At 63.2% G+C, this 12,678-nt stretch carries 11 protein-coding genes and 1 other RNA gene; 5 read left to right on the forward strand and 7 right to left on the reverse strand.

The genetic code is table 11. The features are described from left to right. Positions 1 to 29: 29 nt before the first annotated feature. Positions 30 to 1,958 (reverse strand): molecular chaperone DnaK, encoded by a 1,929-nt coding sequence (gene dnaK / locus CFE50_RS21350; RefSeq protein WP_286737159.1) that lies wholly within the window; start codon positions 1,956 to 1,958, stop codon positions 30 to 32. A 93-nt stretch (positions 1,959 to 2,051) separates the two neighbouring features. Then, positions 2,052 to 2,615, reverse strand: a complete 564-nt coding sequence (gene grpE / locus CFE50_RS21355; RefSeq protein WP_007162665.1) for a nucleotide exchange factor GrpE — start codon at positions 2,613 to 2,615, stop codon at positions 2,052 to 2,054. A gap of 166 nt (positions 2,616 to 2,781) precedes the next feature. Between grpE and recN the strand changes: the two genes are divergently transcribed. Then, positions 2,782 to 4,449, forward strand: coding sequence for a DNA repair protein RecN (gene recN / locus CFE50_RS21360; protein ID WP_286737160.1), 1,668 nt, complete (start codon positions 2,782 to 2,784; stop codon positions 4,447 to 4,449). A 63-nt stretch (positions 4,450 to 4,512) separates the two neighbouring features. Here recN and fur read toward each other — a convergent pair whose 3' ends face one another. Then, the gene (fur, locus tag CFE50_RS21365; protein ID WP_007162667.1) at positions 4,513 to 4,917 is read right to left on the reverse strand and encodes a ferric iron uptake transcriptional regulator; all 405 of its coding nucleotides are present in this window, start codon (positions 4,915 to 4,917) and stop codon (positions 4,513 to 4,515) included. 94 nt (positions 4,918 to 5,011) lie between these two features. Here fur and CFE50_RS21370 point away from each other — a divergent pair, with 94 nt between their 5' ends. Beyond that, positions 5,012 to 5,548 carry an outer membrane protein assembly factor BamE gene (locus tag CFE50_RS21370; protein ID WP_241808854.1) on the forward strand — a complete coding sequence of 179 codons (537 nt, stop codon included), beginning with the start codon at positions 5,012 to 5,014 and terminating at the stop codon, positions 5,546 to 5,548. Positions 5,549 to 5,555: 7 nt separating this feature from the next. On the opposite strand, the gene CFE50_RS21375 is transcribed toward CFE50_RS21370, so the two are convergent. Continuing rightward, a complete protein-coding gene (locus CFE50_RS21375; RefSeq protein WP_074585174.1) occupies positions 5,556 to 5,861 on the reverse strand; it encodes an RnfH family protein in 306 nt (101 codons plus the stop codon). Further along, positions 5,854 to 6,288 (reverse strand): type II toxin-antitoxin system RatA family toxin, encoded by a 435-nt coding sequence (locus CFE50_RS21380; RefSeq protein WP_027599125.1) that lies wholly within the window; start codon positions 6,286 to 6,288, stop codon positions 5,854 to 5,856. Before CFE50_RS21380 ends, CFE50_RS21375 begins: the two co-directional genes overlap by 8 nt. Positions 6,289 to 6,460: 172 nt before the next feature. On the opposite strand from CFE50_RS21380, the gene smpB reads away from it, so the two are divergent. Continuing rightward, positions 6,461 to 6,937: an SsrA-binding protein SmpB gene (smpB, locus tag CFE50_RS21385; RefSeq protein ID WP_007162671.1), complete on the forward strand. Its 477-nt coding sequence runs from the start codon at positions 6,461 to 6,463 to the stop codon at positions 6,935 to 6,937. Between the two features lie 81 nt (positions 6,938 to 7,018). Then, positions 7,019 to 7,371, forward strand: a transfer-messenger RNA (tmRNA) gene (ssrA, locus tag CFE50_RS21390). A 45-nt stretch (positions 7,372 to 7,416) separates the two neighbouring features. Here the strand turns inward: ssrA and ssb are convergent. Together ssb and CFE50_RS21400 are read right to left on the reverse strand one after the other, a co-directional pair. After that, positions 7,417 to 7,977: a single-stranded DNA-binding protein gene (ssb, locus tag CFE50_RS21395; RefSeq protein ID WP_007162672.1), complete on the reverse strand. Its 561-nt coding sequence runs from the start codon at positions 7,975 to 7,977 to the stop codon at positions 7,417 to 7,419. A gap of 25 nt (positions 7,978 to 8,002) precedes the next feature. Continuing rightward, the gene (locus tag CFE50_RS21400; protein ID WP_286737161.1) at positions 8,003 to 9,391 is read right to left on the reverse strand and encodes an MFS transporter; all 1,389 of its coding nucleotides are present in this window, start codon (positions 9,389 to 9,391) and stop codon (positions 8,003 to 8,005) included. Positions 9,392 to 9,660: 269 nt separating this feature from the next. Between CFE50_RS21400 and uvrA the strand changes: the two genes are divergently transcribed. Next, positions 9,661 to 12,495: an excinuclease ABC subunit UvrA gene (gene uvrA, locus CFE50_RS21405; protein WP_286737162.1), complete on the forward strand. Its 2,835-nt coding sequence runs from the start codon at positions 9,661 to 9,663 to the stop codon at positions 12,493 to 12,495. Positions 12,496 to 12,678 lie beyond the last annotated feature (183 nt).

The raw sequence follows: 12,678 nt of genomic DNA on the forward strand, positions 1-12,678 counted from the left end.
AAGCCCGCCAGGTGCGGTAAGCACGGGGCTTACTTGTTGTCCTTCACTTCCTCGAACTCGGCATCGACCACGTCGTCGCCGGGCTTCTTGGCATCACCGTCCGCCTTGGCCGAGGCGCCTTCGGCACCAGCGCCAGCGCCCTGCTCGGAATAGAGCTTCTGGGCCAGCGGCGCGGAGGCCTGGGACAGGGCATTCATCTTGGCTTCGATGGCGTCCTTGTCGTCACCGCGTACGGCGGTTTCCAGTTCGCCAATGGCCTTCTCGATGGTGCTCTTCTCTTCCGCGGTGGCCTTGTCGCCCGCCTCGGTCAGCATCTTGCGGGTACCGTGCACCAGAGCATCACCCTGGTTGCGGGCCGCGGCCAGCTCTTCGAACTTGCGATCCTCGTCGGCATTGGCCTCGGCGTCACACACCATCTGCTGAATCTCTTCCTCGGACAGACCGGAGGACGCCTTGATGACGATGGACTGCTGCTTGCCGGTGGCCTTGTCCTTGGCGGACACGTTGAGGATACCGTTGGCGTCGATGTCGAAGGTCACCTCGATCTGCGGTACGCCACGCGGCGCCGGCGGGATCTCGGCCAGGTCGAACTTGCCCAGCGACTTGTTCTGCGCGGCCTGCTTGCGCTCGCCCTGCAGCACGTGGATGGTCACGGCGCCCTGGTTGTCGTCGGCGGTGGAGAACACCTGCGACTTCTTGGTCGGGATGGTGGTGTTCTTCTCGATCAGCGCGGTCATCACGCCACCCATGGTCTCGATGCCCAGGGTCAGCGGGGTGACGTCCAGCAGCAGCACGTCCTTGACGTCACCGGCCAGCACGGCGCCCTGGATGGCGGCACCGATGGCGACGGCTTCGTCCGGGTTGACGTCCTTGCGCGCTTCCTTGCCGAAGAAGTCAGCGACGCGCTTCTGCACCAGCGGCATGCGGGTCTGACCGCCCACCAGGATGACCTCGTGGATGTCGGAGACGTCCAGGCCGGAGTCCTTCAGCGCGGTGCGGCACGGCTCGATGGTGCGCTCGACCAGCTCTTCCACCAAGGACTCCAGCTTGGCACGGGAGACCTTGACGTTCAGGTGCTTGGGACCGCTGGCATCGGCGGTGATGTAGGGCAGGTTGACGTCGGTCTGGGTAGCCGAGGACAGCTCGATCTTGGCCTTTTCCGCAGCCTCCTTCAGGCGCTGCATGGCCAGCGGGTCACCCTTGAGGTTCATGCCGCTTTCTTTCTTGAATTCCTCGACGAGGTAGTCGATCAGGCGGATGTCGAAGTCTTCGCCGCCCAGGAAGGTGTCGCCATTGGTGGCCAGCACCTCGAACTGATGCTCACCGTCGACCTCGGCGATCTCGATGACCGAGACGTCGAAGGTGCCGCCGCCCAGGTCATAGACGATCACGGTGTGGTCGCCCTTGGCCTTGTCCAGGCCATAGGCCAGGGCAGCCGCGGTGGGCTCGTTGATGATGCGCTTGACGTCCAGACCGGCGATGCGACCGGCATCCTTGGTGGCCTGGCGCTGGCTGTCGTTGAAGTAGGCCGGGACGGTGATGACCGCTTCGGTCACGGCTTCGCCCAGGTAGTCCTCGGCGGTCTTCTTCATCTTCTTCAGGACTTCGGCAGACACCTGCGGCGGCGCCATCTTCTGGCCCTTGGCCTCGACCCAGGCGTCACCGTTGTCCGCCTTGACGATCTTGTAGGGGACCATCTGGATGTCTTTCTGCACGACGTTTTCTTCATAACGCCGACCGATCAGACGCTTGACCGCGTACAGGGTGTTCTGCGGATTGGTCACCGCCTGGCGCTTGGCCGGCTGGCCAACCAGGGTCTCGCCATCGTTGGTGTAGGCGATGATGGACGGCGTGGTACGGGTACCTTCGGCGTTTTCCAGTACCTTGACGTTGCCGTTTTCGAGGATCGCGACGCAGGAGTTGGTGGTCCCCAGGTCGATACCGATGATCTTGCCCATGTAGTCTTCTCCAGAAATCTCAGATTCCGCGCGGCCCGCTCAGGGGGCCTTTGATGTTCGCTTGCCTACCAGATGGGGCCGAGCGAAAGAATTTCAAGCCTTTTCGTCGATGCTCGGCTGCTGCGCTGCAGGTGCCTTGCTGACTACCACCATCGCCGGCCGCAGCAGGCGACCATTGAGCAGATAGCCCTTTTGAAACACCTTGAGCACGCTGCCCGGCTCGGCGGTGGCGCTCTCCTCCATGGCCATGGCCTGGTGGTGTTCCGGATTGAAGGGCGCGCCGTGGGGATCGACGGCTTCGACCTGATAGCGCTTGAGGGTGTCCTGCAGCATCTTCAGGGTCAGCTCCATGCCTTCGCGCATGGGCTTCAAGGTCTCGTCGGTGGCGTTGGACAGTTCCAGGCCACGCTCCAGGCTGTCGAGCACCGGCAGCAGGTCGCCGGCGAATTTTTCCAGGGCGAACTTGTGCGCCTTCTCCACATCCTGCTCGGCGCGACGACGCACGTTCTGCAGTTCGGCGACGCTGCGCAGCGACTGGTCCTGGGCGGCGGCAAGCTGCTCTTCGAGCGTGGCGACGCGGGCGGCGAGATCCTCGTGCTGGACGTCGCCCTGGGCGGCTTCGTGCTCGGGGGTCTGGGAGTTCTGTTCGTCGGCCATGGAGTCCTCCTGTGATATTGCCGGTGGGCGCGCCCTCTAATGGGCATCGCCTTGATCGATGGCGCCTATATGGGGCCGCCGGCCGGCGCTTCAAGAGCTGTATGGATTGCCAGTGCGGGAGAGGCACTGTATAAACAACCAGAAAACCGCCTTCGGAGATCGTCGCATGCTGGTGCATCTGTCCGTCCGCAATTATGCCATCGTCGAACACCTCGACCTCGACCTCGAGCGCGGCATGACCGTGATCACCGGCGAAACCGGCGCCGGCAAGTCCATCATGCTGGACGCCCTCGGCCTCACCCTGGGCGATCGCGCCGACAGCGATGCGGTCAGACCCGGCGCCGACAAGGCCGATGTCCTGGCCAGCTTCGATACCACCGATATCCCCGAAGCGCGCCAGTGGCTCGCCGAGCGCGACCTGGAGCAGGACGGTCCCTGCCTGCTGCGCCGCGTCATCACCCGCGAAGGGCGTTCGCGCGGCTATATCAATGGCTCGCCCTGCCCACTGGCCGATCTCAAGACCCTCGGTGGCCTGCTGATCGATATCCACAGCCAGCACGAGCACCAGTCGCTGCTCGGACTCGACACCCATCGCCGCCTGCTGGACGAATACGCCGGCGCGGGCGAACTGGTCCGCCAAGTGCAGCTCGCGGCCCAGCGCTGGCGTCAGGTGCGCCAGACCCTGGAACGCCTGACCCGCAACGGCGACGAGCAACGGGCCCGTCATCAGCTGCTCAGCTACCAGCTCGAAGAACTCGACAACCTCGCCCTGGCCGAGGGCGAGTTGCAGGCCCTGGAGCAGGAGCAGAGCGATCTGGCGAGTGCCGAGCACATCCTGCTGGCCTGCCGCCAGGCCATGGACCTCTGTACCGAAAACGAGCAGGGCAATGCCCTGTCGGCGCTCAATGCCAGCGTGGCGCGCCTGACCGCCTTCGACCGGCCGCCGGCGCAGATCCAGGAGGCCAGCAACCTGCTCGCCTCCGCCCAGATCCAGATCGAGGAGGCGATGAACGAACTCAATCGCTTCGTCGATCATTTCGAAGCCGACCCGGAGCGCCAGCAGGCGGTGCAGGAGCGCCTGGACAACGTCTACAGCCTTGCCCGCAAGCACCGGGTCCAGCCCGAGGCGCTGCTGGAGCTGCACGAGCAGCTACGCAACGAACTGCAATCCCTGGATGCCGACGACGTCGCCCTGGAGCGCCTGCAGGAAGAACTGACGGCCTTCGAGCGCCACTACCAGGAGAAGGCCGGCGAGCTGAGTCGTCTGCGCGAGCAGCGGGCGCCGGAGCTCGCCGCCGCGGTCGAGACCGAGATGCAGCGCCTGGGCATGCCGGGTGGCCGCTTCAGCATCACCCTCACGCCAGGCAGTACCGGCGAACCCCAGCCGCTGGGCAACGAGGGCGTCGAATTCCGCGTCAGCGCCAACCCGGGCCAGCCCCTGCGCCCGCTGGCCAAGGTCGCCTCCGGTGGTGAACTGTCGCGTATCAGCCTGGCCATCCAGGTCATCACCGCCCAGACCTCGCGCACGCCTACCCTGGTATTCGACGAAGTGGACGTGGGTATCGGCGGCCCCACCGCCGAGGTGGTCGGCCAGCTGCTGCGGCAACTGGGCGAGCGGGGCCAGGTGCTGACGGTGACCCACCTGCCCCAGGTGGCGGCCCAGGGTCATCAACACCTGTTCGTGCACAAGGAGCGCGGCACCGACGAGACGCGTACCGCGGTGGCCAAGCTCGACCGCGCACGGCGCGTGGAAGAGGTGGCGCGCATGCTGGGTGGTGTCGACCTGACCCGTGAATCCCTGGCCCACGCTCGCAAGCTGGTGGTCAGCCGCTAGACGCAGGCAACCACCGGACATGAAAAAGGCGACTCGAAGGTCGCCTTTTTCATGTCCGGGTCTTCACTTGCGCTGGCGGATGTAGAGCACCAGGTTGTGATCGACCAGTTCGAAACCATGCTCTTCGACGATCTCGCGCTGACGCTTTTCGATCGAGGCATCGGTGAACTCGATGACTTCGCCGGTATCCACATCCACCATGTGATCATGATGGCCGGTGTCGGCCAACTCGAACACGGCATGGCCGCCGTCGAAATTGTGGCGCACCACCAGACCGGCCGCTTCGAACTGGGTAAGGACCCGATAGACCGTTGCCAGCCCCACGTCCTCGCCCGCTTCCATGAGCGCCTTGTAAACGTCTTCGGCGCTCATGTGGCGCTGTTCGGTGGTGTCCAGCATCTGCAATATCTTGACGCGCGGCAGGGTCACTTTCAGACCCGCTTTGCGGAGTTCGTTGTTCTCTACCATGCTCTTTCTCGGTGCCGAGTGCTTTCGCAGCCCTCGGGAATACGGGTATGATCGGTGCTTCGTTGCCCAGCAAGATAGTGGAAGTCTCCCACCGATGCAAAACCTCAAGCAAACGCTGACCGGGCTCTCTCTGATGGGCCTAGCCATGCTCGCCGGCTGCTCTCTGCCGGGGGTTTACAAGATCGACATCCAACAGGGCAACGTCGTCACCCAGGACATGATAGACCAGTTGCGCCCCGGAATGACCCGACAACAAGTCCGGTTTATCATGGGTTCGCCGCTGATCCAAGACACCTTCCATCCCAATCGCTGGGACTATCTGTACAGCCTGCAAGCCGCCGGCGGTCAGCGTAAGCAGGAGCGTGTCAGCCTGGTGTTCAATGGCGACAATCAACTGAGCGGCCTGGCTGGCGACTTCATGCCCGGCACCAGCCGCGAACAGCAGATCATGGGTACCGAAAGCGGCACCACCGTGGATCCCACCGCCCCTGCGCAACCCTCGGCACCTGCGGCCGTGCCGGAAACGCCGGCCGTACCCGGTTCGACCGAAGACAACATCCAGAAAGAGATCGACAGCGCCCGTCCGGCCGCCGTGCCGACTCCCGATCGCATCCGTACCGACGGTCAGTGATCCCTGGCTAGAGGCCAGTCCTGGACTTGGCCTTTTCCGCGCGCCGCTTGCGACTTTCCTTGGGATCCGCAAGCAGCGGGCGATAGATCTCCACCCGGTCACCCGCCATCAGCCTGCGCTCGTTCGGCCTGGCTACCAGCTTGCCAAAGATGCCGACTCGAAAGGCTTCGCGCTGTTCGGGTGGCAACTGCTCGAGCAGCCCCGACGCCCGCACCGCCTGCTCGACCGTGGCGCCCTCTTCGAGCTGCAGACTCAACAGCCATTGCCGCTCCGGCAACGCCAGCGCTACCTCGATGGCGAGACACTCAGCCATAGAGGGCTCGAGCACGCTGGCAGAAGGCATCCACCATGGTATTGGCCGCCTGATTGAACAACGGACCCAGGGTCGCGCGGACGATGGCGCTGTCGTATTCGAAGGACAGGTCCAGGGAAATCTTGCAGGCCTTGTCGCCCAGCGCCTTGAACGTCCAGACGCCGTGCAGCTGCTTGAAAGGACCCTTTTCCAGATCCATGGTGATGGACTCGTCCGGCACCAGGGTGTTGCGGGTCGTGAACTGCTGGCTGAGACCACCCTTGGCCACGGTGAGACCAGCGCGCATCAGGCCTTCGTCCTGCTCCAGGATCTGGGCAGACGAGCACCACGGCAGGAACTCCGGATAACGGTCCACGTCATTAACCAGCGCATAGAGTGCTGAAGCAGGATAGGGCAGCAACGCCGAACGTTGGATGTGCGTGCTCATCGGAACCTCGTAGAATAGCGAAATCGGTGTCGGACCTTGAATTTGAGGGCGGCGCACGCATTTTACTCCCGCACCAGCCTGCCGCAGTCCAGAACCGCGGTATTGTCCGTGTTTGCTCATACCCGCTCAAGCGCGTGGCGACATTTCCCCTGACTCGCTGTACCCTGGAATCATGGCCAAGCAAAAGAAAGTCTCCCCCGGCAGCATCGCGCAGAACAAAAAGGCGCTTCACGAATACTTCGTCGACACCCGCTTCGAGGCGGGTGTTTCCCTGGCAGGCTGGGAGGTCAAGAGCCTGAGAGCCGGCAAGGCGCAGCTGACCGACAGCTATGTGCTGCTCAAGGACGGCGAAGCCTGGCTGCTGGGCAGCCACATCACCCCGCTGCAGACCGCCAGCACCCACGTCATCGCCGATCCGACCCGCACCCGCAAGTTGCTGCTCAACAAGCGCGAGCTGGGCAAGCTGTTTGGCGCCGTGCAGCAGAAGGGCTACGCCTGTGTCGCCCTGTCGCTCTATTGGAAGAAGCACCTGGTCAAGTGCGAGATCGCGCTGGCCAAGGGCAAGAAGGAATTCGACAAGCGCGCGACCGAGCGCGAGCGTGATTCCGACCGCGAGATCCAGCGCGCCATCCGCAAGGACGCCAAATAGCCAAGCGGCCGAAAAACGTTTCGTCAGCAATGACTTGCGTCGGACGGCCGGAATTTCTATAGTGAACGACCAGCAAGTTTTGGGGGCGATTAGGATTCGACGCCGGTAACGAAACTTGAGGGGCATGCCGAGCTGGTAGCAGAACTCGTAAATTCGCTGCTGCAAACTTATAGTTGCCAACGACGACAACTACGCTCTAGCTGCTTAATGCGGCTAGCAGTCGCTAGGGGATGCCTGTAAACCCGAAACGACTGTCAGATAGAACAGGATCGCCGCCAAGTTCGCTGTAGACGTAACGGCTAAAACTTATACAGCTCGCCCAAAGCACCCTGCCCGTCGGGCCGCAATGGGTTAACTCAGTAGACAGGGCTAAGCATGTAGAACCGATAGCGGAGAGCTGGCGGACGGGGGTTCAAATCCCCCCGCCTCCACCAAAAAGAAAGGGCAGCCACTGGCTGCCCTTTTTCTTTGCCCGTCGTTTAGAACGGGATGTCGTCGTCGAAGCTGTCGTAGTCCTGCTGAGCCGGCTGCTGCTGCGGACGGGACTGCGGCTGCTGCTGGGGACGGCTGTTGCCGTTGCCGCCATTGCCACCATTGTCATACTGCGGGGCCGACTGCTGCGGACGGGGGGCACGCTGCTGCTGGGGCGCAGGCGCGCTCTGATTGTATTCGTCGTTACCACCGGCATTGCCGCCACGGCCACCCAGCAACTGCATGTTGCCGTTGATGTCGACCACGATTTCGGTGGTGTAGCGATCCTGACCGTCCTGGCCCTGCCACTTGCGGGTACGCAGGGTGCCCTCGACATAGACCTGGGAGCCCTTGCGGATGTACTCGCCGGCGATCTCGGCGAGACGACCGAAGAACACCACGCGGTGCCATTCGGTGCGGTCCTGCTGCTGACCGGTCTGCTTGTCCTTCCAGCTTTCGCTGGTGGCCAGGGTGACGTTGGTCACCGCATTGCCGTTGGGCATGTAACGGGTTTCGGGATCGGCGCCGGCATTGCCGACGAGGATGACTTTATTGACGCCACGGGCCATATGAATCTCCTGATGAGGCTGTCGATCAAGCGGCGACCGGTGTTTGACTAACCAGTCGCTCCAATTGCGCCCGATCGACGATTTTAGTATCGATCTTGATGTAGACGGCCTGCTCTTCCGCCACCACTACCGCATCGGTCACTCCGGCCAGGGCCAACAGGCGTCCGACCAATCCCTGGTCGTTGACTAGCGCGGGCGTAACCGGCAAACGCAGACTGGTGACATAGGGCGGTTCCCGCATCGTACCAGCTACCACCGCCCATCCCAGGCAAAGCGCCGCACAACCCAGGAAGACGGTGGACAGGCCACCATGCTGGAACAACCAGCCCCCGAGGATACCGCCCAACGCGGAACCAAGGAACTGACTGGTGGAATAGATCCCCATGGCGGTGCCCTTGCCACCGGCCGGGGCCACCTTGCTCACCAGCGACGGCAGCGAGGCTTCCAGCAGGTTGAAGGCGGTAAAGAACACCACGATGCCGATGACCAGGGCCACCAGGCTGCTGCTGAAGAAAAAGAAGTACAGCTCGCACAGCACCAGCACGCTGATGGCGCCCACCAGCACGCGCTTCATGTGCCGCTTCTTTTCACCATAGATGATGAAGGGGACCATGGCGAAGAAGCCGACCACCAGCGCGGTGAGATAGACCCACCAGTGCTCTTCCTTGGGCAGCCCGGCATGTTCCGCCAGGGCCAGCGGCAGGACGACGAAACTGGCCATCAGCACGGCATGCAGCGCCAGGATGCCGAAGTCCAGCCGCAGCAGGTCGCGATTGCGCAGGGTCGCGCCCAGCGCCTGGCGCGCCAGGTTCGACTCCCGATGGGCGAAGGGCGAAGCCTGGTGCGGCACCAGGAACAGCACGATCAGCAAGCCGACCAGGGCCAGTCCGCAGGTGGCCCAGAACAGCCCGGCGAGACCGTAGGCACGGGTCAGCAAGGGGCCGGCCACCATCGCTACGGCAAAGGACACGCCGATGCTCATGCCGATCGTGGCCATGGCCTTGGTGCGATGCTGCTCGCGGGTCTGATCCGACAGCAGCGCCATGATGGCGGCCGAAATGGCGCCGCCACCCTGGACGACACGCCCGGCGATGACGCCCCAGATCGAGTGGGCATTGGCGGCAATGGCGGCACCAAGGGCGAACACCAGCAGTCCACCAATGATGATGGGGCGTCGACCGATGCGATCGGACAGCGTCCCCAGGGGAATTTGCAGGACCGCCTGGGTCAAACCATAGGCACCTATGGCGAGGCCGATCAGCGCCGGGGTGGCATCCGCCAACTCCTGACCATAGGTCGCCAGAACCGGGAGCACCATGAACATACCGAGCATACGAAAGGCGAAGACCAGGGCCAGCCCGAAGGCGGCACGGCGTTCGACGCCGTTCATGGCTTCACTGCGCTTGTCGAGCATTGATAATCCTCTCGTCGGCGACAGGCTTTTACGTCGCCACACAGCTTTAAAACAGTCGTGACAATGACCATTTAGGGAGGAAGCGGTGAAGATAGCCGAGCGCTCGTCCGAACGTTCCCGACCGCCAGGATCACGAACGCCCGATCACCGCTGTCGGGCCGTTAATTTTACCAGCCTTACCCCCTCTCTCACAGGCGCGGCAGATAGCCGCAGCCCGGGACGAGACCTCTTTTCTAGTGAAGCGCCGCCAAAACGAGGCAGAAGTCTACGTGGATAAAATCCTCATCCGTGGGGCCCGCACCCATAATCTGAAGAACATCGACCTAACCCTTCCCCGGGACAAGCTCATCGTCATCACCGGACTGTCCGGCTCCGGCAAATCTTCGCTGGCGTTCGACACTCTCTATGCCGAAGGCCAGCGCCGCTACGTGGAATCCCTGTCGGCCTACGCCCGTCAGTTCCTGTCGATGATGGAAAAGCCCGATGTGGACACCATCGAAGGGCTGTCGCCAGCGATTTCCATCGAGCAGAAGTCCACCTCGCACAATCCGCGCTCCACCGTGGGCACCATCACCGAGATCTACGACTACTTGCGCCTGCTCTATGCCCGCGTCGGTACGCCGCGCTGCCCGGAGCACGATGTGCCCCTGGAAGCCCAGACCGTCAGCCAGATGGTCGACCAGGTACTGGCCATGCCGGAAGGCCAGCGGTTGATGCTCCTCGCCCCCATCGTGCGCGAGCGCAAGGGTGAGCACCTGTCGGTGTTCGAGGAGTTGCGTGCCCAAGGTTTCGTCCGCGTCCGCGTCAACGGGCGGCTGCACGAGATGGACGAGTTGCCTAAGCTCGACAAGCAGAAGAAGCACACCATCGAAGTGGTGGTGGATAGATTCAAGGTGCGCGAAGACCTCCAGCAGCGCCTGGCGGAATCCTTCGAGACGGCACTGAAGCTGGCCGACGACATCGCCATCATCGCCCCCATGGAAGGCGAGCAGGGCGAGGAGATCGTCTTCTCCGCGCGCTTCGCCTGCCCGATCTGCGGCTTCTCCATCGGCGAGCTGGAGCCCAAGCTGTTTTCCTTCAACAACCCCGCCGGCGCCTGCCCTACCTGCGACGGCCTGGGCGTGAAGCAATTCTTCGACGCCCGCCGGGTGGTCAACGAGGAACTCAGCCTCAGCGAAGGCGCCATCCGCGGCTGGGACAGACGCAACGTCTATTACTTCCAGATGCTCGGCTCGCTGGCGAGTCACTATGGCTTCAGTCTCGACGCCCCCTTCAAGAGCCTCGACGACAAGCATCGCAAGGCGGTACTCAGCGGCTCCGGGCGCGAGAGCGTCAACTTCCGCTATCTCAATGACCGCGGCGACATCGTCAAGCGCGCCCACCCCTTCGAAGGCATCCTGCCAAATCTGGAGCGGCGGTATCGCGAGACCGAATCCCAGAGCGTGCGCGAAGAGCTGGCCAAGTACCTGAGCACCCAGCACTGCCCGGACTGCAATGGCACCCGCCTGCGGCGCGAAGCGCGCCACGTATGGGTCGGCGACAAGACCCTACCGGCGGTCACCCGTCTGCCCGTGGGCGATGCCACCCAGTACTTCCAGGATCTCACCCTCAAGGGCCAGCGCCAGCAGATCGCCGACAAGATCCTCAAGGAGATCCGCGAGCGCCTGCAGTTCCTGGTCAATGTCGGCCTGGATTACCTGACCCTGGATCGCAGCGCCGACACCCTCTCCGGTGGCGAGGCGCAGCGTATCCGCCTGGCCAGCCAGATAGGCGCAGGCCTGGTGGGTGTCATGTACATTCTCGACGAACCCTCCATCGGTCTGCACCAGCGCGACAACGAGCGGCTGCTGGGCACCCTGACTCACCTGCGCGACCTGGGTAACACCGTCATCGTCGTCGAGCACGACGAGGACGCCATCCGCCTGGCGGACTATGTCATCGATATCGGCCCGGGCGCGGGGGTGCATGGTGGCCAGATCATCGCGGAAGGCACCCCGGACCAGGTCATGCGGCATCCCGACTCGGTGACCGGTCAGTACCTGTCGGGCCGCAAGAAGATCGTGGTGCCCGCCAAGCGCACGCCACGGGACAAGAAGAAGCTGCTGAAGCTGAAGGGTGCCCGCGGCAACAACCTGCAGAACGTCAACCTGGAGATTCCGGTTGGTCTGCTGACCTGCGTGACCGGGGTCTCCGGCTCTGGCAAGTCGACCCTGATCAACAACACCCTCTTCCCGCTGACCGCCACGGCGCTCAATGGCGCGACGACCCTGGAGGTCGCCGCCCACGACAGCTTCGACGGCATGCAGCACCTGGACAAGGTGGTGGATATCGACCAGAGCCCCATCGGCCGGACTCCACGCTCCAACCCGGCGACCTATACCGGACTCTTCACCCCCATTCGCGAACTGTTTTCCGGCGTTCCGGAATCCCGTTCTCGCGGCTATACCCCGGGCCGTTTCTCCTTCAACGTCAAGGGTGGCCGCTGCGAGGCCTGTCAGGGCGACGGCGTGATCAAGGTGGAAATGCACTTCCTGCCGGACGTCTACGTCGCCTGCGACGTCTGCAAGGGCAAGAGATACAACCGCGAGACCCTGGAGGTGAAGTACAAGGGCAGGACCATCACCGAGGTCCTGGACATGACCATCGAGGAGGCTCATGCCTTCTTCGAGTCCATCCCTGCCCTGGCGCGCAAGCTGCAAACACTGATTGATGTCGGCCTGTCCTATATCCGTCTCGGCCAGAGCGCCACGACGCTGTCAGGGGGTGAGGCTCAGCGTGTGAAGCTGGCCCGGGAGCTGTCCAAACGCGATACCGGCAAGACGCTCTATATCCTTGACGAGCCCACCACGGGCCTGCACTTCGCGGATATCCAGCAGCTGCTCGACGTGCTGCATCGACTGCGCGATCACGGCAATACCGTGGTGGTGATCGAGCACAACCTGGATGTCATCAAGACCGCCGACTGGCTGGTGGATCTTGGTCCGGAAGGTGGCTCCAAGGGTGGCCAGATCATCGCGACGGGCACACCCGAGGAGGTCGCGGCAAACAAAAAGTCCTATACCGGCCACTTCCTCAAGCCCTTGCTGGAACGTGACCGGGAATAAGCCCGAACACTGACCTGAACGCAAAAAGCCCGGCATCTGCCGGGCTTTTTTATAGGTGACTCACTGCTCTATCGCGGCCATGGGCCGCTCCTACGGCATGCCTCCTTGTAAACGGCAGCGTTGGCGGACCACCATGGCCACAATAGCCCGGCGCAGCCGGGCTGTTGTGGCTCTTTGGCTTTT

This window comes from Pseudomonas sp. PGPPP4 (genome assembly GCF_002256045.1).
In the GTDB taxonomy this organism is placed as follows: domain Bacteria; phylum Pseudomonadota; class Gammaproteobacteria; order Pseudomonadales; family Pseudomonadaceae; genus Chryseomonas; species Chryseomonas oryzihabitans.

Bases quoted from the DNA above. Each gene is read 5' to 3' on its own strand.
- dnaK (WP_286737159.1), bottom strand. From the start codon at position 1,958: ATGGGCAAGATCATCGGTATCGACCTGGGGACCACCAACTCCTGCGTC.
- grpE (WP_007162665.1), bottom strand. From the start codon at position 2,615: ATGGCCGACGAACAGAACTCCCAGACCCCCGAGCACGAAGCCGCCCAG.
- recN (WP_286737160.1), top strand. From the start codon at position 2,782: ATGCTGGTGCATCTGTCCGTCCGCAATTATGCCATCGTCGAACACCTC.
- fur (WP_007162667.1), bottom strand. From the start codon at position 4,917: ATGGTAGAGAACAACGAACTCCGCAAAGCGGGTCTGAAAGTGACCCTG.
- CFE50_RS21370 (WP_241808854.1), top strand. From the start codon at position 5,012: ATGCAAAACCTCAAGCAAACGCTGACCGGGCTCTCTCTGATGGGCCTA.
- CFE50_RS21375 (WP_074585174.1), bottom strand. From the start codon at position 5,861: ATGGCTGAGTGTCTCGCCATCGAGGTAGCGCTGGCGTTGCCGGAGCGG.
- CFE50_RS21380 (WP_027599125.1), bottom strand. From the start codon at position 6,288: ATGAGCACGCACATCCAACGTTCGGCGTTGCTGCCCTATCCTGCTTCA.
- smpB (WP_007162671.1), top strand. From the start codon at position 6,461: ATGGCCAAGCAAAAGAAAGTCTCCCCCGGCAGCATCGCGCAGAACAAA.
- ssb (WP_007162672.1), bottom strand. From the start codon at position 7,977: ATGGCCCGTGGCGTCAATAAAGTCATCCTCGTCGGCAATGCCGGCGCC.
- CFE50_RS21400 (WP_286737161.1), bottom strand. From the start codon at position 9,391: ATGCTCGACAAGCGCAGTGAAGCCATGAACGGCGTCGAACGCCGTGCC.